The following is a 23725-nucleotide window of genomic DNA, read 5'->3' on the forward strand; positions in this document are numbered from 1 at the left end:
GAGGAACTGACTCTGGGCGTTTTTGAATGACTATTAATTTTATGGAATTGCGGGGGGTACTGCATGATTACAGAGCCGCATAAAAGGATACCGGCAAGGGGGCTGCTTGCATGGAGAATCTCCGGCACAATCCACTCTGTTTTTCCTTTTGTGTTATCAGGGGGAGCAATTGCTGCTGCTTTCCTGTTTAAGTGGCCTATTTGGGTTATTGGGGCTTCCTTAATGTTTTATTCAGCTTATGCTTACCTAGTCATTATGATTTTCCCCTCCTTAAGGTGGAAAAGATGGAGGTATGAGGTCCGGGAAAATGAAATAGAACTCAAACATGGGATATTTGTGATTAAAAGGACCCTTGTTCCCATGATTCGGGTGCAGCATGTGGATACCAAGCAAGGGCCGATATTGCGTAAATATCGTCTTGCTACTGTCACCATCTCGACGGCTGCAACTGTTCATGAAATACCGGCCTTGGATGTGGATGAAGCGGAGGAATTGCGCTTTTTCATTTCCTTGCTGGCAAGGGCTGCAGATGATGATGTCTAATCCGAAACGGCTGCACCCAATATCAGCGGTAGCCAATTTCCTGAAACACCTAAAGGAAATGCTGGTGCCCTTTCTTGTTTTTGTCGTCTTTGGAAGCAGAGGAGGAAATGGTGAAATTGTTCAGCTTGTCCTGTCTTTAGGGGTCATAATTGCGGTTTTTATGATAGGGATCCTTACCTGGTGGAGATATACTTATAGACTAGAAGAAGGCGAGCTTCGAATCGAGTATGGTGTTCTGATAAGGAAAAAGAGATATATTCCGCTTGAAAGAATTCAAAGTCTAGACTTATCGGAAGGTTTGCTGCAAAGGCCATTTGGCCTTGTAAAGATGAAAGTGGAGACAGCCGGTTCAAGCGGAGCTGGTGAGGCAGAAGCGGTATTGACGGCTATTTCTAAAAAAGATGCAGAATTCATTCAGCAGGCATTTTCAGCTGCTAAAAAGAATCCTTCCGAAATGGAAACAGCTTTACAGAACCGGGAAGTGATTTATAAAATTTCTCCTGGCGAGCTGCTCCTTCTGGCATCAACTTCAGGTGGGGCAGGTGTCGTTATTTCGGCTGTCTTTGCCTTTGTTTTTCAATTTGAAGAGATCCTTCCGTATGAAAAGGTGTTTGCCGGCCTCGAAGGATTTATTGCCAACGGAATTGTATTTGTGAGTATCCTGGTCTTCATCGTCTTTTTTATTGCATGGCTTATTGCTCTTATTGGCGGTATGCTAAAATATGCCGATTTTACTTTAATAAAGACTGATAAGGAGTTGATTGTCACAAGAGGTCTGCTGGAAAAGAGGCAGATGACGATTCCGCTGAATCGCATTCAGGCAATTCAGATCAGGGAAAATCTGCTTAGGCAGCCACTTGGCCTGGCGACTGTCTATATTGAAAGTGCAGGAGGTTCCATTGAGGACAATGAAAGCGCGCGCCTTATGATCCTGCCGATTGTGAAAAAAACACGGATTGCCGGTTTATTAAAGCCCCACTTGTCCCACTATGAACTGCAGCCCGGATTTTTTAAAGCTCCAAAAAGGGCGCTTAACCGCTATTTATGGAGAGGGTTTCTGTGGGCACTGCCTTTTGTGGCTGTGCCGCTCCTCTTTTTCAGGCCATGGGGATACTTTTCTTTAGTGCTGCTGATCCTTTCTTTGGGATGGTCGTATCTCAAATACAGGGATGCAGGCTGGGATATCAGTTCTCAGCAGCTTGCTCTCAGATATCGCGGGATTGTAAGGACGACTGTCTTTATGAAAAGAAATCGAATACAGTCCCTCACCATGAGCGAAAGTTATTTTCAGAAAAGGCGCAGTCTGGCTACCATAGAAGCTGTGGCCATGTCAGGGATTGGGGGGACAGGCGGAACGGTTCCTGATCTTGACCGTGGAGAAGTGTATGCTATTTATAAGTGGTATTCTTATACTGGATTAAACAGAAGTTATTTGAAAAAGGAAAAGCGCCTATGAGCGCTTTTTTTGTTGTATAGGAAACTATAAAATGGATCAGTGTGAAACTCTGTGGAAAGGCTGTCTGCATCCAGCTCCTAGCCCCTCGGGTCATAAGCCAACAGAAATCAGAAACGCTTCGGCAGAGATGTATCGCCCGACAAAAGCTTGCTTTGGAAGGTTTCCTGCATAATTCGTCTTATGCCTGCCGGACTTGCACAGGATGTGCTGGCTTCAGCGTATGCCAGGACGTGGCGGTTTTTAGACGGAGTTCATCTGATCAAGGCGCTCCAGCTTTTGGACTAGGATTATCTGGATAAAAACCCCAGGACAGCCAAAATGATAATGATTCCCCAGAGAACAAGCCTTGATGCGGGCACCCCTTTTAATGAAGGCCTGATGCCGGCAAGACCTCCGGGCCGTATTATGCCGGATGAAGAAGATGTACGTCCTTTGGCAAGTGATGCCGCACCAATCAGGAAACCTGCAAGCAGGCCGAATAAATGGGCTGTAACATTAATGTTTGGCTGCAGAAAGGTCATGATTACGCCGATTATCGTAATGGTCAGTATGATTTGTGAGTTTTCCCTGGATAAAAGTTCTTTTCGGAATACAATGATTGCCGCAAAGTATCCGAACAGGCCAAAGATCGCACCACTGGCACCCACATGAATATATGTCAAAGGTTCAAGAAGCAGTGTTGCAATATTTGCTGCTGCACCAGCTGTGATGTAAAGGAGGATGAATCTGGTTTTCCCGAGCATTCGTTCCAGTACAGGGCCGAAGAGAACAAGAGAAAAGCTGTTGAATAAAACATGGGGGAAACCGCTGTGCAGTATGATTGGGCTCAGCAGCCGCCAGTATTCACCTTGAACAATATATAAATTGACACCTGCAAGCTTTTCGAAAATAAGTTTATTTGGAAATAGGGGAACGACTGTTAATAGATAGATGATAATATGGATACAAATGATAGCAGAAACAACAGGGTAGTAGCGGATAAATTCCTTAAAGCTTTCCGTTCTTGTAAACATGGCTCTCCTCCGTGCTTGAATTGTTGGACCGTGTATCTACATCATAGCCTGAAAAGCAGTTTTTCAGCATGCCATAACACTTATTCATTGGATAATGTGTACATAATACTGCTTCTACTGTATTCTTTATGCAGCGAATAATATAAATAGAAGGAAGATGAGAGATGATTTCCGGTATTGGGATTGATATTGCAGATCTGGAGCGCATACGAAAAATTATTGCCAGGCAGGAGCGGTTTCCTGAACGGATTTTGACACCAAAAGAGCAGGATGGCTATCGCCGCTTGCCGGAAAAGAGACAGGCTGAATTTCTTGCCGGGAGGTTCGCGGCAAAAGAAGCCTTTTCAAAGGCGTGGGGCACTGGTATTGGGGAAGAACTTTCCTTTCAGGATATTGAAATTGAAAAGGATGAAAAGGGAAAGCCATATATTTCGAAGCCATTTAAAGATGGGATACACTTGTCGATTTCCCATAGCAGAGAATATGCGGTGGCTCAGGTGGTTATAGAAAAAACTTGATATTTGGCAGGCTGAAGAATTTCAAAAGCTTGTCATTCCTCCTAGCATATTCCCTAAGGTTGTCTCATATATTCATAATGCGATAGGAGAGACAGGCCGGAAGTTGGGCCGATCTCACTGAAATGAGACAAAGGGGCTGAAGGAATGAAGAAAAAGTGGTTCATGCTGCTTGCCGGGCTTTTGGTAGTTCTTGCATTGTCTGCCTGTGGAACTAAATCACAGGAAGACGTCGTAAAGGATCTTAACAATAAGCTTGAAGACATTAAAGGATACAAGGCAGAGGCCAAGATGACTCTGCAGATGGGGACTGACCCGCAAACCTACGATATTGAAGTATGGCATAAGGAGCCTGACTTTTACCGGGTGAACCTGAAAAACGCCCAAAAGGAACAAAGCCAAATGATTCTGCGCAACGATGACGGTGTATTTGTCCTCACTCCTGCGCTGAACAAGAGCTTCCGTTTCCAGAGCGATTGGCCGCAGAACAGCAGCCAGGCTTATTTATATGAATCATTAGTCAAGGACATTATGGAGGATAAAGAAGCTAAGTTCTCCGCTACAAAAGATCATTATGTGTTTGAAACAAAAACACGCTATCAAAATAATCAGATGCTTCCTGTCCAGGAAATCAAGCTCAAGAAGTCCGATTTATCCCCAGTCAGTGTGAAGGTTATGGATCCTGATAAAAATGCACTTGTAACAGTAGAATTTTCAAATGTAAAGTTTAATGCCAGCTTCGATAAGAAAGATTTTGACATGCAGAAGAACATGACAGGAGCACAGCTCGAAGTGCCGGTGATGGCTGAAGTGGAGGATCAGGAATTCGCGGTTAAATATCCGCAGATGGATATGGCGGATGTAAAGCTGGTTGATGAGCAGGAAGTTCAAACAGAAGATGGCAAGCGCGTTGTATTGACGTACGATGGAGAAAAATCCTTCACTCTTGTGCAGGAAAAGGCCGCTGTCATGCCGACATCATCCGTCGTTACTTCAGTGAAGGGCGAGCCTGTTGACCTTGGCTTCACCATTGGTGCACTTTCTGACAACACCATTTCCTGGACCTACCAGGGTGTGGATTATATGATTGCATCCAATGATTTATCACCTGAAGAAATGTCCGAAATTGCCCGCACTGTACAGGGGGAAATGGTGAAATAAATCACCGGCAAAAAGCAGGTCTCAAATGGGGCCTGTTTTTTTTATGCTGCCGGCATGGGAAATCATCTTTCAAAGCCTTTTGATAAAAATAAGCATTTGACAAACCCTCTGCCAGAGTTTGATAATCGACATGTAGAGAAGCAATGGCTAAAGGACGTGAATACATCGATGAATGAACAAACAAAAATGTACCGGGACACTTGGGCAGAGATAAATCTGGATCATATTTCATATAATGTAGAGTCAATGAAAAAACAGGCAGAAGAAGGGACAAACGTCATTGCGGTTGTGAAGGCAAATGGGTATGGGCATGGAGATGCAGCTGTGGCGGAAGCGGCCCTGGAAGCGGGAGCATCCTCTCTGGCTGTTGCCACCCTGGATGAGGCGATGGCATTGAGAAATAAAAAGATTGCAGCGCCGATCTTAGTAATGGGAGCGAGCCGCCCGGAGCATGCAGGTGAAGCATCTGCAAAGAATATTGCCCTGACCGTTTTTCAAAAGGAGTGGCTATCACAAGCATGCGAATATGTGGAAGACGGAGAAGTCCTGAATATCCATTTAAAGTTTGATACAGGCATGGGGCGCCTGGGTATTCGAAGCCGTGATGAGCTTGCGGGAATTGAGAGCGTTATCAAAAAGGACAAGCGTTTTATGCTTGAAGGGGTGTTTACGCATTTTGCCACAGCGGATTCATTGGAGAATGCTTATTTTGAAAAGCAGCTGAGCAGATTTGAGGAAATGACCAGCTGGCTGGAGATTTTGCCAAAGTATATCCATACCAGCAACAGCGCGGCGGGCCTTAGATTTCCCAAAGCCCACTTCAATGCTGTCAGAATGGGGATCAGTATGTACGGCCTGGCTCCTTCCATGGAAATTAAGTCTGATCTTCCTTTCCCTCTGAAAGAAGCTTTTTCTCTCCATACCTCTATTGTTCATGTGAAAAAGCTTCATAAAGGCGAGAAGGTCAGCTATGGGGCGACTTATGAGGCACAAGAAGATGAATGGATTGCAACTTTGCCGATCGGCTATGCGGATGGCTGGATACGAAAACTTCAGGGGCAGGAGGTTCTTGCTGAGGGATTGAGGGTTCCAATTGTTGGAAGAGTTTGTATGGATCAATGCATGATTAAGCTTCCGCATGAAATGCCTGTCGGTACAAAAGTAACCCTGATCGGCGAGCAGGGGGAAGAAAAGATTCCGGTTGACGAAATCGCCGAAAAACTTGAAACCATCAACTATGAAGTAACCTGCATGGTATCTTCCCGGGTTCCGCGCATATATAAAAGAGATGGTAAAATTATCGGGGGAATTAATTATCTGCTATAATCGTAAAAAACTTTATTTGATGCCCAGCTAAGCTATCGCCCGGAAAAAGGTATGGAATAAGCGCGGCGGCTTTCTGAAAAGATAAGAATGATGAACTCTGAAGTTAGTTAACTGTCTAGCTTCAGCGCCTACCCCCTCGAGGTCACAAGCCATTCCTCCCAAAAAGGCAAAGAACGCCTTTCCGTGAGGCCCGTCTTGTGCTTGTCGGGGGTGAGCAAGGCGCTTCCGCTTTTCTGAAATCATGCATAAAATACTATTTTTTTGGACGATAATACAGAAGAATTAAAGAATCCCCTTTGCATTGGGCTTTATAAATGGTAATATTGAAAATGGTAGATATAAAAATGGTGTGTAGTGATGGTGGAGGTGTATGTTTGTGTCTGATTCCAGCACAACAACAGAGATAATGGTAAAGTTACCGCAGCATCTTTTAACCGAGTTAGACGGATTTGCAAAACAGGAAAACGTTAACCGGAGCGAATTCATTTATCAGGCAACCAAAATGTATTTGCGCGAACGCAAAAAGAGACAAATTCGCGAGTCCATGAGACGAGGCTACATGGAGATGGCGAAAATAAATTTGACGATTGCATCTGAAGCATTTCAAGCGGAATACGAGGCAGAACACACAGTTGAACGTCTAGTAAGCGGAGGATAATCCCTTGATTGTCAAACGTGGTGACGTTTATTTTGCAGACCTATCCCCAGTTGTTGGTTCAGAACAAGGCGGCGTCCGTCCAGTGCTTGTCATCCAAAACGACATCGGGAATCGGTTTAGTCCCACAGTAATTGTTGCAGCAATCACAGCTCAGATTCAAAAAGCGAAGCTGCCTACTCACGTTGAAATTGATGCGAAGCGTTATGGTTTTGAAAGGGATTCGGTCATCTTATTAGAACAGATTCGTACAATTGATAAACAACGCTTAACCGATAAAATAACCCATCTCGATGACGAAATGATGGAAAAAGTGGATGAAGCCGTGCAAATCAGCTTAGGCCTCATCGAATTTTAACAAACGCTCTTTTGAAGGGCGTTTTTTGTTTTTTATACAGCAAAAAGGTTTAGTTTCTTATAAAGAGGGTAAAACAGAAAGTCGTTTATTATATAAAATTGACTGGTTTTGTAAATATACCCGTTTCTTATGAAGCATACACTTCGATATTCAATGGAAATCTGCCAAGTTGTGAAGGGAAAAAAGGGATTTAATAATAAATTGTCGAATTAACCAAAGATTGGAGTTTATTGATTCGGCATCATATAGGTATCATTTGACTGGCATTCACTGTTATCATTTAATTGATATATACGGAACAGGAAGGTTTTTTTATCTTCTGTACAATAAAGGGGAATTGGAAGGCTAATAATAGATATATGCTAAAATAGGGAGGAACAAATGAATTCCACAATATTGAATTATATACAAAACAACAAAGATTCCATATTCAATGAGTGGCTGGAGGCCACAAAGGAAAATGCGGATGAAAGAGTTACGAAGGTTGTATCTGATCAGGTATTTATCGGGACAAGCCGGGAATTCATTGACCTGATTATTTCAAATATAAAAAGTTCAAATGAGGAATTCACTTCAAAATTGAGTGATTTCTCAGAGAAAATCGTACGGTTGGGCTGGCCGCTCAGTTTTGTGACAAAAGGTCTCCAAACCTTCGGAAAGATTGTGTTTGAGGACATGCAGGAAACGGGGATTGTCACCCAGGAAAATCAAATGAAATTCATTTACGAGTTTGACAGCTGGATGACTCCCATGGTCAATGAAGTGGTAAATATGTATTCAACCACTTGGGAACGAACTGTGTCCCTCCAAAAAATTGCGCTTCAGGAACTATCTGCGCCGCTGATTCCTGTATTCGAAGGAATTACAGTCATGCCTCTTGTCGGTACAATTGATACGGAGCGGGCGAAGCAGATTATGGAGAACCTTTTAAATGGAGTAGTAAAACACCGTTCAGAAGTGGTGCTTATTGATATAACAGGTGTGCCGGTTGTTGATACGATGGTAGCCCATCATATCATACAGGCTGCTGATGCTGTAAGGCTTGTCGGAGCGAAATGCATGCTTGTAGGCATCCGTCCGGAAATTGCCCAGACCATTGTAAATCTGGGAATAGATTTAAATCAGTTTACTACAAAGAATACCTTGAAAAAGGGTGTAGAAGCGGCGCTTGAGTTAACCAGCCGCAAAATTGTGAATGTGGAGGGAGTGGAATGAGAGTGAGAATCCCAATTTTAAAACTGAACGATTGCCTATTAGTCTCCATCCAGTGGGAATTGGATGACCAGACTGCTTTGCAGTTTCAGGAGGATCTGCTCCATAAAATCCATGAGACCAGCGCAAATGGAGTCGTGATTGATTTAACATCCATTGACTTTATTGATTCATTCATCGCAAAAGTTCTCGGCGACGTAATAAATATGTCCAAACTGATGGGTGCAAAAGTAGTCATAACCGGGATACAGCCTGCCGTAGCAATTACGCTTATTGAGTTAGGTATTGGGTTAGATGATGTCCTTACTGCATTAGATCTAGAAAAAGGTTTGGAGAAATTACAACAGGAATTGGGGGAGTAACTGTATGGAAAACCAATCCTGCGTTAAAATCATAAACGAATGGGACATCGTTGCAGCCCGCCAGCTTGGGCGGAATGTTGCTAAAGAGCTTGGTTTTGGTACAGTTGACCAGGCTAGAATCACCACAGCCATTAGTGAACTTGCCCGGAATATATATTTATACGCCGGACAGGGGCAAGTCTGTATTGAAAAAATATACGACGGCGGAAAAGCGGGATTGCGTATAGTTGCGGTAGACAGCGGCCCTGGAATCAATGATTTACGCCAAGTAATGGAAGACGGATTCTCGACATCAGGGGGATTAGGAGCCGGCCTGCCGGGTGTGAAGCGGTTAATGGATGAGTTCTTAATTGACTCCAATCCTGGAACCGGAACAGATATAAGAGCAACTAAGTGGCTTCGTTAGGGGGAAGCGGTATGGATTTCCGAGAAATGATGGAATCAAAGTATCGGGATATTCTTGAGAATTATATTAAAGAACAATCTGAACAGGCTTTGTATCAAGGCCAGAAGTTCAGCAGGAAGTCGATCGAGCACAAAATCTCTCCTGAAGAGATTATCAGCGTTCATAAAAGTCTGATGGGTGAACTTTATCCGGACTTGCCTGAGTATGTTCACCATTCTTTTGATATCCTTCTGGAAGTCATGATAGGCTATGGTTTTGCTTATCGGGAGCATCAGAACTTAAAGCATATTCAGCAGGAACTCAGGACAGAAATGGAAATAGCTGCGAACGTCCAGCAAACCCTGCTGGGGACGCAGGTACCTTCTGTTGAAGGTTTAGATATCGGTGCCATAAGTGTTCCTGCTAAACATATGAACGGTGATTATTTCCACTTTGTTCAGGATGAAAACAGCACGATCAGCATTGCAATAGCTGATGTCATTGGTAAAGGTCTTCCGGCAGCCTTGTGTATGTCCATGATTAAATATGCCATGGACAGTTTGCCTGAAAACCGCAATGACCCTAAAACGGTCCTGGAAAATCTAAACCGGGTCGTAGAACAGAACGTAGATTTAACAATGTTCATTACTATGTTTTATGGAATATATGATACGAACAGCCATATGTTCTCTTATGGTTCTGCCGGACATGAACCAGGACTTTTCTTTGTGGCTGAGACAGGTGAATTTACCGAACTGACAGCGAAAGGCCTGCTTCTCGGCATTGATAAAAAAACTAAATACCGCCAGTACGAAAAAGGAGTAAATCCAGGAGATATGATTATATTAATGTCAGATGGGGTTACTGAATGCCGTACAGAAGAAGGGTTTATAGAAAAGGAATCATTGCTGGAATTAATCAAGAAATACATTCATTTAAGTGCACAGGAAATTGTTAATAGCGTATATAAAGAACTTGAAAAACTTCAGCATTTTCAATTGCGGGACGATTTTACCTTAATTATTTTAAAAAGAAATGTTTAACGGGTTTTAAAAACGGGTAACTAGTAAAAAGCAGTTGACATGTAAAGAGGTGGGTCAGTTATGAATATTACAATAGATGTAAAAGAAAATGATATGCTGATTGAAGCAATGGTAAGCGGAGAAATTGATGCGTATACAGCACCTAAACTCCGCGAAGAGCTTTTTCCTTTAACAGAAAAAGAAGGCGTGGAAATGGTGGTCAACCTATCTGAAGTCTCTTATATGGATAGTACCGGCTTAGGTGTATTTGTTGGTGTATTTAAAAATGTCCGAGCCAATAACGGCAAATTCCAGATTGTTGGCTTATCAGACCGTTTAAAGAGACTTTTCGAAATTACAGGCCTAGCCGATATTATCGATATTAACAGCGGGATTGAAGGTGGAGTACAATGAACGAGCCATTTGATTATATTGAGGTGAAAATTCCGGCCAAGCCGGAATTTGTTGGGGTAATCCGCCTGACGCTATCGGGGATTGCCAGCAGAATGGGATTTGCATATGAAGAAATTGAAGATCTTAAAATCGCTACAAGTGAAGCTTGCACCAATGCAGTCCAACACGCATACAAGCAGAATGAGCAAGGAGAAGTAGTCATCGGGTTCGGTTTATACACTGACCGTCTTGAGGTAATGGTCGCAGACAGCGGAAAAAGTTTTGACTTCCAATCTGCAAGACAAGGCATTGGACCATACGACCAGACTGATTCTGTGGAATTCCTGCGTGAAGGAGGCTTGGGTCTATACCTGATTGAAACATTGATGGATGAAGTAAGAATTCATCACAAAGAGGGTGTTACGGTCTTTATGACCAAATACCTAGAGGGAGAGCAGGTGGAGAGGGATGCAAAAACAATCTCAACCTAACCAAAAATCCAAAGAAGAAACAAATGCTTTAATCAAAGCCTACCAGCTTCACCAGGATGAAGATGCTCAAAACACCCTGGTACTCCAATATCAGAATTTAGTTGAAGCCATTGCCCGCAAGTACTCAAAGGGAAGATCTTATCATGAGGATATTGTCCAGGTGGGCATTATCGGCTTATTAGGGGCTATCCGCCGCTATGATGAGTCTTTTGGCAAAACGTTTGAGGCCTTTGCAGTTCCTACGATTATCGGCGAAATTAAGCGCTTCTTAAGGGATAAAACTTGGAGTGTTCATGTTCCGCGCCGCATAAAGGAATTGGGACCAAAAATTAAAGCGACCGTTGAAGAGCTCACAACAGAACTTCATAGGTCTCCAAGAGTGGACGAAATAGCCGATGTGCTGGGTGTATCAGAAGAAGAAGTGCTCGAGGCAATGGAAATGGGAAAAAGCTATCAGGCGCTTTCTGTTGACCATTCAATCGAGGCTGATTCTGATGGCGGAACAGTTACATTGCTGGATATCGTCGGAAATGAAGACGAGGGCTATGAAAAAGTAAATCAAATGCTAGTTCTTGATAAAGTACTGCATGTCCTGTCTGAGAGAGAGAAATTAATTATACAATACACATATCTTGAGAATATGAGCCAAAAAGAAGCTGGAGATAAACTGGGGATTTCCCAGATGCATGTCTCGAGACTTCAGCGCCGTGCAATCAAAAAGCTTCAGGAAGCGATCCACTCTGAAACAAATAACTCGGAGTGCCTTTCATGACCAAATTGGTTGGAGATAACATCGAAGTGATTGCTCACCAGACAGCTAAAGATGGCAAAGCTTTTTGCGGTGATGGATATTACTTCACCGCAACTGATGAATACTTTGTATGTGTGCTGGCAGATGGCCTTGGAAGCGGGGAATTCGCGTATGAAGCTTCTTCTGCTGTTGTTTCTGTCGTAGAGCAGCATCATGAGAAAGATGTAGATACGCTCATGAAGCTTTGCAACGATGTTCTTTTACAGAAAAGAGGAGCAGCAGTAGCACTGTTTAAAGTCCATTTTGCCTCCAGGGAATTTGTATACAGCTGTGTAGGGAATATTCGGTTTTTCCTTTATTCATCTACTGGGAAACTCACATATCCTCTGCCTGTAACTGGATATCTGTCAGGAAGGCCGCAGGTGTTTCATACCCAGCGGTTTACGTATGAAGCGGAATCTAAGTTTTTGATATACTCAGATGGCTTGAATATTCAAGGGGTTAAAACTTTGCTGAAAGCATTTCTCCCTATTGATCTTATCTCGGAAGATATAAAAAAGCAGTATCCATCTACCTCAGATGATGCTACTTTCATACTTGGAAGCTTACTCTAGAACAGGGTAAGCTTTTTGTTTTTCTTTTTGATAAAATGAAAAGTGAGACTCTATGATGGAGGAATGATCTTGGAAAAAACTATGGATAGACAAAATCAAGTACTAAACCTAATCGCTGGAGAATTATCAATAGCCATTAAACAAGTAAAAAACACAATCAGCTTATTGGAAGAAGGGAACACAGTCCCGTTCATTGCCCGATACAGAAAGGAACAGACAGGTGCACTGGATGAAGTTCAAATTCGGGATATCATGGAGCGCTGGCAATACATACAAAATCTCAATCAGCGTAAAGAAGAGGTAGTCCGCTTAATTGAAGAGCAGGGCAAGCTGACAGAAGAGTTAAAATCCAACATTGAAAAAGCGGTGAAGCTGCAGGAGGTAGAAGACTTATACCGGCCATATAAGCAAAAGCGCCGCACAAAAGCAACTGCGGCAAAGGAAAAAGGGCTTGAACCGTTTGCTGAATGGCTTCTCACCTTTCCCCTTAATGAACCCCCTGCTGCAAAGGCAAAAGAATTCTTATCAGATGAAAAGGAAGTAACCACAACGGAAGAGGCAATTGCCGGAGCGAAAGATATTATCGCAGAATGGGTATCAGATGAAGCAGAAAGCAGAAAATGGATCCGTATGGAAACAGCCAAAAAGGGAAAAATTGAGTCTTCTGTGAAGAATAAAGAGATTGACGAAAAAGGCGTTTATGAAATGTACTACGAGTATGAGGAACCAGTGAGCAAGATTGTTCCACACCGCACACTTGCATTAAACCGCGGTGAAAAAGAAGAAGTTTTAAGGATTAACATTAAGCCAAATACCGAATTTATCTTAAAGTACTTGTATAAAAAGTGGGTGAAGGATGAACGCTCCCCTGCAGGGGCAATTGTAAAGGAAGCTATTGAGGATGGATACAAGCGTCTGATTATGCCTTCGATTGAACGTGAAATCCGCAATGAACTAACTGAAAAAGCAGAAGAACAGGCGATCATGATTTTTTCTGAAAATCTCAGAAAACTGCTGCTTCAGCCCCCATTAAAAGGCAAGATAGTACTTGGTGTAGACCCTGCCTACAGAACTGGCTGCAAGCTTGCAGTTGTAGATGAAACTGGAAAAGTACTTGATATCGGTGTCATATATCCGCATCCTCCTGTTTCCAAAACGAAACAAGCACGAGAGAAAGTAGTTCATATTCTAAACACCTACAAAGTAGAAATGGTTGCCATCGGCAATGGAACCGCCTCAAGGGAAACCGAGCAGTTCATCGCTGACATTTTAAAGGACATGAAAGAGGAGATATTCTACCTAATTGTCAATGAAGCAGGGGCGAGCGTATATTCTGCCTCAGACCTTGCCAGAGAAGAGTTTCCTGATTTTCAGGTGGAAGAAAGGAGTGCTGTATCCATCGCCCGCCGCCTCCAGGATCCTCTTGCAGAATTGGTTAAGATTGATCCCAAGTCCGTGGGGGTTGGCCAATATCAGCATGACGTATCTCAGAAAAAGCTGTCAGAATCACTCTCTTTTGTTGTAGAGACAGCGGTAAACCAAGTGGGTGTCAATGTAAATACAGCTTCATCTTCGCTGCTGCAGCATGTAGCTGGCCTTTCAAAAACAGTTGCTGTGAATATAATCAAGAAACGAGAAGAAGAAGGGAAATTTACAGACCGCAAGCAGTTGAAAAAGATTCCGCGCCTTGGCGCCAAAACCTATGAACAGGCAATAGGCTTCCTGCGGATTATCGATGGGAAAGAACCTCTGGACCGGACTGGTATACACCCTGAAACGTATGCAGTAGTAAATAAATTGCTTGCTAATCTCGGCTTTAAATCCAGTGACCTTGGAACACAATCATTAAGGGAAGCACTAAAAGGCATAAATATCAGCCAGACAGCCCGGGAGCTTGAAATTGGTGAACTTACACTGAGAGATATTATTGATGCCTTAATGAGACCTGAAAGGGATCCGCGTGATGAGCTGCCAAAGCCGCTCCTAAAGAAAGAAGTCCTGAAACTTGAGGATCTGCAGGAAGGGATGGAGCTTCAAGGGACAGTGAGAAATGTTGTCGACTTTGGTGCATTCGTTGATATCGGAGTCAAACAGGATGGCCTTGTTCATATATCCAAACTTAGCCGCCAATTTGTCAAACATCCGCTGGATGTCGTGTCCGTTGGGGATGTAGTAACAGTCTGGGTTGATTCTGTTGATAAGCACAAGGGAAGAGTCGCCTTAACTATGCTTGACCAAACTAATTAACATTCCTTTGTTTTGCTGGCTTAAATGGCTTGTTCTTCGAGTCATAAGCCAAATCACGCCGGAAATCAATATTTCTAGCGTGATTTGGCCTATGCTTGTGAGGTTTTCAAAGGGCTGTAGCTGCTTTTAGCTGGTATATCTCAGGCTCGCCATATTTTATGAGCAGTGTTTCTTTCTATAGAAAAACCAGCACTGATTCAGCAGCTTGATCTGATACCGGTCCTTTTCATAAAAAGCACGCTGGATTTGGTTTTGAAACCATACAGGCATCTGATTTACCTCCCGTGTATTGGAATCTGATAATCGCTCCCTAGGGCAGCAAAGCGAGTTCAGAGCTATAATAGGTATATATAATGTATGCTATAATAGGTTGTCATGTTTATGATAAGAGAGGAAAAACATTGTTATGAATGACCAGGAGCTTCAGACACTTGTTGAAAAGATATCCTTAGAAAGTTTCGGCAAGCCCTTTCGCCATCAGGCTTATTTTAATTCACGCCTCAGGTCGACTGGCGGAAGATATATGCTGAGTTCACATCATGTTGAAATAAACAAAAAGTATTATGAGCAGCTTGGGGTCGGAGAATTAGAAGGTATTATTAAGCACGAGCTTTGTCATTATCATTTGCATTTAGAAGGAAAAGGATATAAACATCGTGATCAGGATTTCAGAATGCTAATGAAAAAAGTGGGAGCACCTCGATTTTGTTCGGCCTTGCCTGATTATCCAAAAACAAATAGATCTGCTAAGATTCTTGTTTATATGTGTAAGGAATGCGGTCAAACTTATCAAAGAAAAAGAATGGTTGATACGAGGAAATATGTTTGCGGTAAATGCAAGGGGAAATTAGTTTTAAAAAAGAATTGACATTAGATTAAGTACACTTTATATTTAATAATTGTCGCAGGACAAAATAGGATAAACGGCTAATAAATTCTTCTAAAAACAAGCTTGACTTTTATAGCCTCCGTCCTTATAATATGAAGAGTCGATAAGATGTTAACTGTTTTATCGATAAAGTTCATTATTATTCCGCAGTAGCTCAGTGGTAGAGCATTCGGCTGTTAACCGAACGGTCGCAGGTTCGAATCCTGCCTGCGGAGCCATATTTGGGGAAGTACTCAAGTGGCTGAAGAGGCGCCCCTGCTAAGGGTGTAGGTCGCGTAAGCGGCGCGAGGGTTCAAATCCCTCCTTCTCCGCCAGAAAATTCTCACAATGGCCCGTTGGTCAAGCGGTTAAGACACCGCCCTTTCACGGCGGTAACACGGGTTCGAATCCCGTACGGGTCACTTTTTTTGTTTCCGACGGTTTTATGTGGATGGTCCCGTGGTGTAGCGGTTAACATGCCTGCCTGTCACGCAGGAGATCGCGGGTTCGATTCCCGTCGGGACCGCCATTTGTTATTGGGCTATAGCCAAGCGGTAAGGCACCGGACTTTGACTCCGTCACTCGCAGGTTCGAATCCTGCTAGCCCAGCCATTTTTGATGAGCCATTAGCTCAGTCGGTAGAGCATCTGACTTTTAATCAGAGGGTCGAAGGTTCGAGTCCTTCATGGCTCACCATTTTAATTTCATATTGCGGGTGTGGCGGAATTGGCAGACGCACCAGACTTAGGATCTGGCGCCGCAAGGCGTGGGGGTTCGACTCCCTTCACCCGCACCATTAATTACCATTGAGATAAGTGCTACGTTTTGGTATGATGTTACTTGTCGCTTCATTAAGCGGTCGTGGCGGAATGGCAGACGCGCTAGGTTGAGGGCCTAGTGGGGGCAACCCCGTGGAGGTTCAAGTCCTCTCGGCCGCACCAAAAAAAGTTGTTGACTTTTGAAATCTAGGTTGATATAATATAAGAGTTGCTTTAAAAGATGCGCCCGTAGCTCAATTGGATAGAGCGTTTGACTACGGATCAAAAGGTTAGGGGTTCGACTCCTCTCGGGCGCGCCATATTACGGGGAGTAGCTCAGCTTGGTAGAGCACTTGGTTTGGGACCAAGGGGTCGCAGGTTCGAATCCTGTCTTCCCGACCATTCGGGAAACAATAATTTTATATGCGGGTGTAGTTTAGTGGTAAAACCTCAGCCTTCCAAGCTGATGATGAGGGTTCGATTCCCTTCACCCGCTCCAAACTTTCTGATTGATCTTTGAAAACTGAACGAACAAAAACGTCAACGTTAATTCTTTAGTCTTTTTTGAAAAGACAACTTATGAGCTTAATCAACTCTTATATGGAGAGTTTGATCCTGGCTCAGGACGAACGCTGGCGGCGTGCCTAATACATGCAAGTCGAGCGGACAGATGGGAGCTTGCTCCCTGAAGTCAGCGGCGGACGGGTGAGTAACACGTGGGCAACCTGCCTGTAAGACTGGGATAACTCCGGGAAACCGGGGCTAATACCGGATAATTCTTTCCCTCACATGAAGGAAAGCTGAAAGATGGTTTCGGCTATCACTTACAGATGGGCCCGCGGCGCATTAGCTAGTTGGTGAGGTAACGGCTCACCAAGGCAACGATGCGTAGCCGACCTGAGAGGGTGATCGGCCACACTGGGACTGAGACACGGCCCAGACTCCTACGGGAGGCAGCAGTAGGGAATCTTCCGCAATGGACGAAAGTCTGACGGAGCAACGCCGCGTGAGTGATGAAGGTTTTCGGATCGTAAAACTCTGTTGTTAGGGAAGAATAAGTACCGGAGTAACTGCCGGTACCTTGACGGTACCTAACCAGAAAGCCACGGCTAACTACGTGCCAGCAGCCGCGGTAATACGTAGGTGGCAAGCGTTGTCCGGAATTATTGGGCGTAAAGCGCGCGCAGGCGGTTCCTTAAGTCTGATGTGAAAGCCCCCGGCTCAACCGGGGAGGGTCATTGGAAACTGGGGAACTTGAGTGCAGAAGAGAAGAGTGGAATTCCACGTGTAGCGGTGAAATGCGTAGAGATGTGGAGGAACACCAGTGGCGAAGGCGACTCTTTGGTCTGTAACTGACGCTGAGGCGCGAAAGCGTGGGGAGCAAACAGGATTAGATACCCTGGTAGTCCACGCCGTAAACGATGAGTGCTAAGTGTTAGAGGGTTTCCGCCCTTTAGTGCTGCAGCAAACGCATTAAGCACTCCGCCTGGGGAGTACGGCCGCAAGGCTGAAACTCAAAGGAATTGACGGGGGCCCGCACAAGCGGTGGAGCATGTGGTTTAATTCGAAGCAACGCGAAGAACCTTACCAGGTCTTGACATCTCCTGACAACCCTAGAGATAGGGCGTTCCCCTTCGGGGGACAGGATGACAGGTGGTGCATGGTTGTCGTCAGCTCGTGTCGTGAGATGTTGGGTTAAGTCCCGCAACGAGCGCAACCCTTGATCTTAGTTGCCAGCATTCAGTTGGGCACTCTAAGGTGACTGCCGGTGACAAACCGGAGGAAGGTGGGGATGACGTCAAATCATCATGCCCCTTATGACCTGGGCTACACACGTGCTACAATGGATGGTACAAAGGGCTGCGAGACCGCGAGGTTAAGCGAATCCCATAAAACCATTCTCAGTTCGGATTGCAGGCTGCAACTCGCCTGCATGAAGCCGGAATCGCTAGTAATCGCGGATCAGCATGCCGCGGTGAATACGTTCCCGGGCCTTGTACACACCGCCCGTCACACCACGAGAGTTTGTAACACCCGAAGTCGGTGGGGTAACCTTTTGGAGCCAGCCGCCTAAGGTGGGACAGATGATTGGGGTGAAGTCGTAACAAGGTAGCCGTATCGGAAGGTGCGGCTGGATCACCTCCTTTCTAAGGATATTTACATGAAACGTGACGCGTTTTGTTCGTTCAGTTTTGAGAGTTCAATCTCTCAATGAAAGATTCGTTCTTTGAAAACTAGATAATGATAATGAAGAAGCAATAACCGAGTAATCGCCATCTTAGTTTTTTTCTCTTATTTTGAAAATAAGTAAGAGCACAAACCATGAGGACGATGAGCGGCAAGGAGATCAAGGAAGCGACCGAGTGAGCACCGGAGCGTACTTCAGTAACGTGAGGAGCGGAGCGAGAGAGCTGACGCAGAGATCCGCAGTCGATCAGCGGCCGAAGTAGGTTAAGTTAGAAAGGGCGCACGGTGAATGCCTTGGCACTAGGAGCCGATGAAGGACGGTACTAACACCGATATGCTTCGGGGAGCTGTAAGTAAGCTTTGATCCGGAGATTTCCGAATGGGGAAACCCCCTATCCGTAATGGGATAGGATCTTTACCTGAATACATAGGGTATAGAAGGCAGACCCGGGGAACTGAAACATCTAAGTACCCGGAGGAAGAGAAAGCAAACGCGATTCCCTGAGTAGCGGCGAGCGAAACGGGATTAGCCCAAACCAAGAGGCTTGCCTCTTGGGGTTGTAGGACACTCTACACGGAGTTACAAAGGAACGAGGTAAATGAACAGGTCTGGAAAGGCCGGCCAGAGAAGGTAAAAGCCCTGTAGTTGAAACTTCGTTCCCTCCAGAGTGGATCCTGAGTACGGCGGGACACGAGAAATCCCGTCGGAAGCAGGGAGGACCATCTCCCAAGGCTAAATACTACCTAGTGACCGATAGTGAACCAGTACCGTGAGGGAAAGGTGAAAAGCACCCCGGAAGGGGAGTGAAAGAGATCCTGAAACCGTGTGCCTACAAGTAGTTAGAGCCCGTTAATGGGTGATAGCGTGCCTTTTGTAGAATGAACCGGCGAGTTACGATTACATGCGAGGTTAAGTTGATGAGACGGAGCCGCAGCGAAAGCGAGTCTGAATAGGGCGAATGAGTATGTGGTCGTAGACCCGAAACCAGGTGATCTACCCATGTCCAGGGTGAAGTCCAGGTAACACTGGATGGAGGCCCGAACCCACGCACGTTGAAAAGTGCGGGGATGAGGTGTGGGTAGCGGAGAAATTCCAATCGAACTTGGAGATAGCTGGTTCTCTCCGAAATAGCTTTAGGGCTAGCCTCATGTAGTAAGAGTCTTGGAGGTAGAGCACTGTTTGGACTAGGGGCCCCCATCGGGTTACCGAATTCAGACAAACTCCGAATGCCAAAGACTTATCCATGGGAGTCAGACTGCGAGTGATAAGATCCGTAGTCAAGAGGGAAACAGCCCAGACCACCAGCTAAGGTCCCAAAGTATACGTTAAGTGGAAAAGGATGTGGAGTTGCTTAGACAACCAGGATGTTGGCTTAGAAGCAGCCACCATTTAAAGAGTGCGTAATAGCTCACTGGTCGAGTGACTCCGCGCCGAAAATGTACCGGGGCTAAACGTATCACCGAAGCTGTGGATTGACATCTTACGATGTCAGTGGTAGGAGAGCGTTCTAAGGGCGTTGAAGCCAGACCGCAAGGACTGGTGGAGCGCTTAGAAGTGAGAATGCCGGTATGAGTAGCGAAAGATGGGTGAGAATCCCATCCACCGAATGCCTAAGGTTTCCTGAGGAAGGCTCGTCCGCTCAGGGTTAGTCGGGACCTAAGCCGAGGCTGAAAAGCGTAGGCGATGGACAACAGGTTGATATTCCTGTACCACCTCTTTACCGTTTGAGCAATGGGGGGACGCAGGAGGATAGGGTAAGCGCGCTGCTGGATTAGCGCGTCCAAGCAGTTAGGCCGGTAACGAGGCAAATCCCGTTACCACACAGGCTGAGCTGTGACGGCGAGGGAAATTTAGTACCGAAGTTCCTGATTCCACACTGCCAAGAAAAGCCTCTAGCGAGGGAAAAGGTGCCCGTACCGCAAACCGACACAGGTAGGCGAGGAGAGAATCCTAAGGTGAGCGAGAGAACTCTCGTTAAGGAACTCGGCAAAATGACCCCGTAACTTCGGGAGAAGGGGTGCTCATTAGGGTGAATAGCCCTGATGAGCCGCAGTGAATAGGCCCAGGCGACTGTTTAGCAAAAACACAGGTCTCTGCGAAGCCGCAAGGCGAAGTATAGGGGCTGACGCCTGCCCGGTGCTGGAAGGTTAAGAGGAGAGGTTAGCGCAAGCGAAGCTTTGAATCGAAGCCCCAGTAAACGGCGGCCGTAACTATAACGGTCCTAAGGTAGCGAAATTCCTTGTCGGGTAAGTTCCGACCCGCACGAAAGGCGTAACGATCTGGGCACTGTCTCAACGAGAGACTCGGTGAAATTATAGTACCTGTGAAGATGCAGGTTACCCGCGACAGGACGGAAAGACCCCGTGGAGCTTTACTGTAGCCTGATATTGAATTTTGGTACAGCTTGTACAGGATAGGTAGGAGCCTGAGAAGCCGGAGCGCCAGCTTCGGTGGAGGCGTCGGTGGGATACTACCCTGGCTGTATTGAAATTCTAACCCGCGCCCCTTATCGGGGCGGGAGACAGTGTCAGGTGGGCAGTTTGACTGGGGCGGTCGCCTCCTAAAAAGTAACGGAGGCGCCCAAAGGTTCCCTCAGAATGGTTGGAAATCATTCGCAGAGTGTAAAGGCACAAGGGAGCTTGACTGCGAGACCTACAAGTCGAGCAGGGACGAAAGTCGGGCTTAGTGATCCGGTGGTTCCGCATGGAAGGGCCATCGCTCAACGGATAAAAGCTACCCCGGGGATAACAGGCTTATCTCCCCCAAGAGTCCACATCGACGGGGAGGTTTGGCACCTCGATGTCGGCTCATCGCATCCTGGGGCTGTAGTCGGTCCCAAGGGTTGGGCTGTTCGCCCATTAAAGCGGTACGCGAGCTGGGTTCAGAACGTCGTGAGACAGTTCGGTCCCTATCCGTCGTGGGCGCAGGAAATTTGAGAGGAGCTGTCCTTAGTACGAGAGGACCGGGATGGACGCACCGCTGGTGTACCAGTTGTCTTGCCAAAGGCATCGCTGGGTAGCTATGTGCGGAAGGGATAAGTGCTGAAAGCATCTAAGCATGAAGCCCCCCTCGAGATGAGATTTCCCATAGCGTCAAGCTAGTAAGATCCCTGAAAGATGATCAGGTTGATAGGTCAGAGGTGGAAGCGTGGCGACATGTGGAGCTGACTGATACTAATCGATCGAGGACTTAACCAAAACGAAAAGCGGAGGCGACTGTTCAACTTTGAGAGACGTTGGAGAGCCGGTCATTCAAATCCTGGTTTTGGGATTTGGAGGGACGGATCGAAACGGCCGAGAGGTTAGGAGCCGAAGCTAGACAAGTCATTGGTGAATACTCGGCAAATGCTTCTTCATGCATTATCTAGTTTTGAGGGAACGAAGTTTCTTCAATTACATAGTCCGGTGGCGATAGCGAGAAGGTCACACCCGTTCCCATACCGAACACGGAAGTTAAGCTTCTCAGCGCCGATGGTAGTTAGGGGCTGTCCCCTTGTGAGAGTAGGACGCTGCCGGGCGAAGACAGAGAGTCTATCTCTTTGTCTTTTTTAATCCTTACATACTGGAATAATTTTCATTACTATCCCAGTAGGATTTTAATATTAGATATATATAGCAAATAATTTCTTCAATAAAGCTTAAAAAAAGTGTTGACGAATTATTTGTAAGATGTTATTCTGATATAGTTGCTTGATTGATCTTTGAAAACTGAACGAACAAAAACGTCAACGTTAATTCTTTAGTCTTTTTTGAAAAGACAACTTATGAGCTTAATCAACTCTTATATGGAGAGTTTGATCCTGGCTCAGGACGAACGCTGGCGGCGTGCCTAATACATGCAAGTCGAGCGGACAGATGGGAGCTTGCTCCCTGAAGTCAGCGGCGGACGGGTGAGTAACACGTGGGCAACCTGCCTGTAAGACTGGGATAACTCCGGGAAACCGGGGCTAATACCGGATGATTCTTTCCCTCACATGAGGGAAAGCTGAAAGATGGTTTCGGCTATCACTTACAGATGGGCCCGCGGCGCATTAGCTAGTTGGTGAGGTAACGGCTCACCAAGGCAACGATGCGTAGCCGACCTGAGAGGGTGATCGGCCACACTGGGACTGAGACACGGCCCAGACTCCTACGGGAGGCAGCAGTAGGGAATCTTCCGCAATGGACGAAAGTCTGACGGAGCAACGCCGCGTGAGTGATGAAGGTTTTCGGATCGTAAAACTCTGTTGTTAGGGAAGAATAAGTACCGGAGTAACTGCCGGTACCTTGACGGTACCTAACCAGAAAGCCACGGCTAACTACGTGCCAGCAGCCGCGGTAATACGTAGGTGGCAAGCGTTGTCCGGAATTATTGGGCGTAAAGCGCGCGCAGGCGGTTCCTTAAGTCTGATGTGAAAGCCCCCGGCTCAACCGGGGAGGGTCATTGGAAACTGGGGAACTTGAGTGCAGAAGAGAAGAGTGGAATTCCACGTGTAGCGGTGAAATGCGTAGAGATGTGGAGGAACACCAGTGGCGAAGGCGACTCTTTGGTCTGTAACTGACGCTGAGGCGCGAAAGCGTGGGGAGCAAACAGGATTAGATACCCTGGTAGTCCACGCCGTAAACGATGAGTGCTAAGTGTTAGAGGGTTTCCGCCCTTTAGTGCTGCAGCAAACGCATTAAGCACTCCGCCTGGGGAGTACGGCCGCAAGGCTGAAACTCAAAGGAATTGACGGGGGCCCGCACAAGCGGTGGAGCATGTGGTTTAATTCGAAGCAACGCGAAGAACCTTACCAGGTCTTGACATCTCCTGACAACCCTAGAGATAGGGCGTTCCCCTTCGGGGGACAGGATGACAGGTGGTGCATGGTTGTCGTCAGCTCGTGTCGTGAGATGTTGGGTTAAGTCCCGCAACGAGCGCAACCCTTGATCTTAGTTGCCAGCATTCAGTTGGGCACTCTAAGGTGACTGCCGGTGACAAACCGGAGGAAGGTGGGGATGACGTCAAATCATCATGCCCCTTATGACCTGGGCTACACACGTGCTACAATGGATGGTACAAAGGGCTGCGAGACCGCGAGGTTAAGCGAATCCCATAAAACCATTCTCAGTTCGGATTGCAGGCTGCAACTCGCCTGCATGAAGCCGGAATCGCTAGTAATCGCGGATCAGCATGCCGCGGTGAATACGTTCCCGGGCCTTGTACACACCGCCCGTCACACCACGAGAGTTTGTAACACCCGAAGTCGGTGGGGTAACCTTTTGGAGCCAGCCGCCTAAGGTGGGACAGATGATTGGGGTGAAGTCGTAACAAGGTAGCCGTATCGGAAGGTGCGGCTGGATCACCTCCTTTCTAAGGATATTTACATGAAACGTGACGCGTTTTGTTCGTTCAGTTTTGAGAGTTCAATCTCTCAATGAAAGATTCG

Annotated in this window: 19 protein-coding genes, 11 tRNA genes and 4 rRNA genes; 32 read left to right on the top strand and 2 right to left on the bottom strand. The window is 46.0% G+C overall.

Going from position 1 to position 23725, the window contains the following annotated elements; genetic code table 11:
- Positions 1 to 63 precede the first annotated feature (63 nt).
- Both AC0VZ9_RS01350 and AC0VZ9_RS01355 read left to right on the top strand, forming a co-directional pair.
- Complete coding sequence (locus tag AC0VZ9_RS01350) at positions 64 to 543, top strand: PH domain-containing protein (RefSeq protein ID WP_019381244.1); 480 nt, start codon at positions 64 to 66, stop codon at positions 541 to 543.
- Complete coding sequence (locus AC0VZ9_RS01355; RefSeq protein WP_064328208.1) at positions 530 to 1999, top strand: PH domain-containing protein; 1470 nt, start codon at positions 530 to 532, stop codon at positions 1997 to 1999. Before AC0VZ9_RS01350 ends, AC0VZ9_RS01355 begins: the two co-directional genes overlap by 14 nt.
- A gap of 287 nt (positions 2000 to 2286) precedes the next feature.
- Here AC0VZ9_RS01355 and AC0VZ9_RS01360 read toward each other — a convergent pair whose 3' ends face one another.
- Entirely contained in the window at positions 2287 to 3012 is a 726-nt protein-coding gene (locus AC0VZ9_RS01360) for a rhomboid family intramembrane serine protease (protein WP_217027382.1), read from the bottom strand.
- Positions 3013 to 3176: 164 nt separating this feature from the next.
- Between AC0VZ9_RS01360 and acpS the strand changes: the two genes are divergently transcribed.
- The 14 genes from acpS to AC0VZ9_RS01430 all read left to right on the top strand — a co-directional run bounded on the left by acpS (position 3177) and on the right by AC0VZ9_RS01430 (position 14504).
- The gene (gene acpS, locus AC0VZ9_RS01365) at positions 3177 to 3530 is read left to right on the top strand and encodes a holo-ACP synthase (protein WP_009336315.1); all 354 of its coding nucleotides are present in this window, start codon (positions 3177 to 3179) and stop codon (positions 3528 to 3530) included.
- 144 nt (positions 3531 to 3674) lie between these two features.
- Positions 3675 to 4688 (top strand): LolA family protein, encoded by a 1014-nt coding sequence (locus AC0VZ9_RS01370; protein ID WP_019381248.1) that lies wholly within the window; start codon positions 3675 to 3677, stop codon positions 4686 to 4688.
- A 168-nt stretch (positions 4689 to 4856) separates the two neighbouring features.
- Positions 4857 to 6014, top strand: a complete 1158-nt coding sequence (alr, locus tag AC0VZ9_RS01375; RefSeq protein WP_251267411.1) for an alanine racemase — start codon at positions 4857 to 4859, stop codon at positions 6012 to 6014.
- Between the two features lie 376 nt (positions 6015 to 6390).
- Entirely contained in the window at positions 6391 to 6672 is a 282-nt protein-coding gene (locus AC0VZ9_RS01380) for a CopG family ribbon-helix-helix protein (RefSeq protein WP_026041666.1), read from the top strand.
- Between the two features lie 4 nt (positions 6673 to 6676).
- On the top strand, positions 6677 to 7027 hold the full coding sequence (ndoA, locus tag AC0VZ9_RS01385; protein ID WP_009336311.1) for a type II toxin-antitoxin system endoribonuclease NdoA: 351 nt from the start codon (positions 6677 to 6679) through the stop codon (positions 7025 to 7027).
- Positions 7028 to 7408: 381 nt separating this feature from the next.
- On the top strand, positions 7409 to 8242 hold the full coding sequence (locus AC0VZ9_RS01390) for an RsbT co-antagonist protein RsbRA (protein ID WP_009336310.1): 834 nt from the start codon (positions 7409 to 7411) through the stop codon (positions 8240 to 8242).
- Entirely contained in the window at positions 8239 to 8601 is a 363-nt protein-coding gene (locus AC0VZ9_RS01395; RefSeq protein ID WP_009336309.1) for an STAS domain-containing protein, read from the top strand. The genes AC0VZ9_RS01390 and AC0VZ9_RS01395 overlap by 4 nt, the downstream gene beginning before the upstream one ends.
- Before the next feature lie 4 nt (positions 8602 to 8605).
- Positions 8606 to 9007, top strand: a complete 402-nt coding sequence (locus AC0VZ9_RS01400) for an anti-sigma regulatory factor (RefSeq protein WP_009336308.1) — start codon at positions 8606 to 8608, stop codon at positions 9005 to 9007.
- Between the two features lie 11 nt (positions 9008 to 9018).
- Positions 9019 to 10029 (top strand): PP2C family protein-serine/threonine phosphatase, encoded by a 1011-nt coding sequence (locus tag AC0VZ9_RS01405; RefSeq protein ID WP_019381250.1) that lies wholly within the window; start codon positions 9019 to 9021, stop codon positions 10027 to 10029.
- Between the two features lie 60 nt (positions 10030 to 10089).
- On the top strand, positions 10090 to 10422 hold the full coding sequence (locus AC0VZ9_RS01410) for an anti-sigma factor antagonist (RefSeq protein WP_009336305.1): 333 nt from the start codon (positions 10090 to 10092) through the stop codon (positions 10420 to 10422).
- Positions 10419 to 10892, top strand: coding sequence for an anti-sigma B factor RsbW (gene rsbW / locus AC0VZ9_RS01415; protein WP_009336304.1), 474 nt, complete (start codon positions 10419 to 10421; stop codon positions 10890 to 10892). Before AC0VZ9_RS01410 ends, rsbW begins: the two co-directional genes overlap by 4 nt.
- Positions 10870 to 11664 carry an RNA polymerase sigma factor SigB gene (gene sigB / locus AC0VZ9_RS01420; protein WP_009336303.1) on the top strand — a complete coding sequence of 265 codons (795 nt, stop codon included), beginning with the start codon at positions 10870 to 10872 and terminating at the stop codon, positions 11662 to 11664. The genes rsbW and sigB overlap by 23 nt, the downstream gene beginning before the upstream one ends.
- Positions 11661 to 12257: a PP2C family serine/threonine-protein phosphatase gene (locus AC0VZ9_RS01425; protein ID WP_009336302.1), complete on the top strand. Its 597-nt coding sequence runs from the start codon at positions 11661 to 11663 to the stop codon at positions 12255 to 12257. Before sigB ends, AC0VZ9_RS01425 begins: the two co-directional genes overlap by 4 nt.
- A gap of 81 nt (positions 12258 to 12338) precedes the next feature.
- Positions 12339 to 14504 carry a Tex family protein gene (locus AC0VZ9_RS01430; RefSeq protein WP_198286754.1) on the top strand — a complete coding sequence of 722 codons (2166 nt, stop codon included), beginning with the start codon at positions 12339 to 12341 and terminating at the stop codon, positions 14502 to 14504.
- Between the two features lie 156 nt (positions 14505 to 14660).
- Here the strand turns inward: AC0VZ9_RS01430 and cmpA are convergent, their stop codons facing one another.
- Entirely contained in the window at positions 14661 to 14774 is a 114-nt protein-coding gene (gene cmpA, locus AC0VZ9_RS01435; protein WP_009336300.1) for a cortex morphogenetic protein CmpA, read from the bottom strand.
- Positions 14775 to 14910: 136 nt separating this feature from the next.
- Here cmpA and AC0VZ9_RS01440 point away from each other — a divergent pair, with 136 nt between their 5' ends.
- The 16 genes from AC0VZ9_RS01440 to AC0VZ9_RS01515 all read left to right on the top strand — a co-directional run bounded on the left by AC0VZ9_RS01440 (position 14911) and on the right by AC0VZ9_RS01515 (position 23649).
- Entirely contained in the window at positions 14911 to 15372 is a 462-nt protein-coding gene (locus AC0VZ9_RS01440; protein ID WP_009336299.1) for a SprT family protein, read from the top strand.
- A 164-nt stretch (positions 15373 to 15536) separates the two neighbouring features.
- A tRNA-Asn gene (locus tag AC0VZ9_RS01445) sits at positions 15537 to 15611 on the top strand.
- Positions 15612 to 15616: 5 nt separating this feature from the next.
- A tRNA-Ser gene (locus AC0VZ9_RS01450) sits at positions 15617 to 15707 on the top strand.
- 15 nt (positions 15708 to 15722) lie between these two features.
- Positions 15723 to 15794: transfer RNA gene (locus tag AC0VZ9_RS01455), tRNA-Glu, on the top strand.
- Between the two features lie 31 nt (positions 15795 to 15825).
- A tRNA-Asp gene (locus tag AC0VZ9_RS01460) sits at positions 15826 to 15901 on the top strand.
- 8 nt (positions 15902 to 15909) lie between these two features.
- Positions 15910 to 15984: transfer RNA gene (locus AC0VZ9_RS01465), tRNA-Gln, on the top strand.
- Positions 15985 to 15992: 8 nt separating this feature from the next.
- Positions 15993 to 16068, top strand: a tRNA-Lys gene (locus AC0VZ9_RS01470).
- A gap of 15 nt (positions 16069 to 16083) precedes the next feature.
- A tRNA-Leu gene (locus AC0VZ9_RS01475) sits at positions 16084 to 16168 on the top strand.
- 59 nt (positions 16169 to 16227) lie between these two features.
- Positions 16228 to 16313: transfer RNA gene (locus AC0VZ9_RS01480), tRNA-Leu, on the top strand.
- A gap of 60 nt (positions 16314 to 16373) precedes the next feature.
- Positions 16374 to 16450: transfer RNA gene (locus AC0VZ9_RS01485), tRNA-Arg, on the top strand.
- A 5-nt stretch (positions 16451 to 16455) separates the two neighbouring features.
- A tRNA-Pro gene (locus AC0VZ9_RS01490) sits at positions 16456 to 16532 on the top strand.
- 23 nt (positions 16533 to 16555) lie between these two features.
- A tRNA-Gly gene (locus tag AC0VZ9_RS01495) sits at positions 16556 to 16629 on the top strand.
- A gap of 98 nt (positions 16630 to 16727) precedes the next feature.
- A 16S ribosomal RNA gene (locus tag AC0VZ9_RS01500) occupies positions 16728 to 18277 on the top strand.
- A gap of 302 nt (positions 18278 to 18579) precedes the next feature.
- Positions 18580 to 21515 (top strand): 23S ribosomal RNA (locus AC0VZ9_RS01505).
- A gap of 203 nt (positions 21516 to 21718) precedes the next feature.
- Positions 21719 to 21835, top strand: a 5S ribosomal RNA gene (rrf, locus tag AC0VZ9_RS01510).
- Positions 21836 to 22099: 264 nt separating this feature from the next.
- Positions 22100 to 23649: ribosomal RNA gene (locus AC0VZ9_RS01515) — 16S ribosomal RNA — on the top strand.
- The 16S, 23S and 5S rRNA genes sit together here with 11 tRNA genes alongside, the layout of an rRNA operon.
- Positions 23650 to 23725 lie beyond the last annotated feature (76 nt).

The sequence above is a fragment of the Cytobacillus sp. QJM3NY_8 genome, assembly GCF_056173585.1.

Excerpts from the sequence above, each read along its gene's own strand:
- AC0VZ9_RS01400 (WP_009336308.1), top strand. The coding sequence starts at position 8,606 with ATGGAAAACCAATCCTGCGTTAAAATCATAAACGAATGGGACATCGTT.
- AC0VZ9_RS01395 (WP_009336309.1), top strand. The coding sequence starts at position 8,239 with ATGAGAGTGAGAATCCCAATTTTAAAACTGAACGATTGCCTATTAGTC.
- AC0VZ9_RS01410 (WP_009336305.1), top strand. The coding sequence starts at position 10,090 with ATGAATATTACAATAGATGTAAAAGAAAATGATATGCTGATTGAAGCA.
- AC0VZ9_RS01355 (WP_064328208.1), top strand. The coding sequence starts at position 530 with ATGATGATGTCTAATCCGAAACGGCTGCACCCAATATCAGCGGTAGCC.
- AC0VZ9_RS01370 (WP_019381248.1), top strand. The coding sequence starts at position 3,675 with ATGAAGAAAAAGTGGTTCATGCTGCTTGCCGGGCTTTTGGTAGTTCTT.
- AC0VZ9_RS01360 (WP_217027382.1), bottom strand. The coding sequence starts at position 3,012 with ATGTTTACAAGAACGGAAAGCTTTAAGGAATTTATCCGCTACTACCCT.
- AC0VZ9_RS01350 (WP_019381244.1), top strand. The coding sequence starts at position 64 with ATGATTACAGAGCCGCATAAAAGGATACCGGCAAGGGGGCTGCTTGCA.
- AC0VZ9_RS01405 (WP_019381250.1), top strand. The coding sequence starts at position 9,019 with ATGGATTTCCGAGAAATGATGGAATCAAAGTATCGGGATATTCTTGAG.
- acpS (WP_009336315.1), top strand. The coding sequence starts at position 3,177 with ATGATTTCCGGTATTGGGATTGATATTGCAGATCTGGAGCGCATACGA.
- cmpA (WP_009336300.1), bottom strand. The coding sequence starts at position 14,774 with ATGCCTGTATGGTTTCAAAACCAAATCCAGCGTGCTTTTTATGAAAAG.
- sigB (WP_009336303.1), top strand. The coding sequence starts at position 10,870 with ATGCAAAAACAATCTCAACCTAACCAAAAATCCAAAGAAGAAACAAAT.
- alr (WP_251267411.1), top strand. The coding sequence starts at position 4,857 with ATGAATGAACAAACAAAAATGTACCGGGACACTTGGGCAGAGATAAAT.
- rsbW (WP_009336304.1), top strand. The coding sequence starts at position 10,419 with ATGAACGAGCCATTTGATTATATTGAGGTGAAAATTCCGGCCAAGCCG.
- AC0VZ9_RS01430 (WP_198286754.1), top strand. The coding sequence starts at position 12,339 with ATGGATAGACAAAATCAAGTACTAAACCTAATCGCTGGAGAATTATCA.
- AC0VZ9_RS01390 (WP_009336310.1), top strand. The coding sequence starts at position 7,409 with ATGAATTCCACAATATTGAATTATATACAAAACAACAAAGATTCCATA.
- AC0VZ9_RS01425 (WP_009336302.1), top strand. The coding sequence starts at position 11,661 with ATGACCAAATTGGTTGGAGATAACATCGAAGTGATTGCTCACCAGACA.
- AC0VZ9_RS01440 (WP_009336299.1), top strand. The coding sequence starts at position 14,911 with ATGAATGACCAGGAGCTTCAGACACTTGTTGAAAAGATATCCTTAGAA.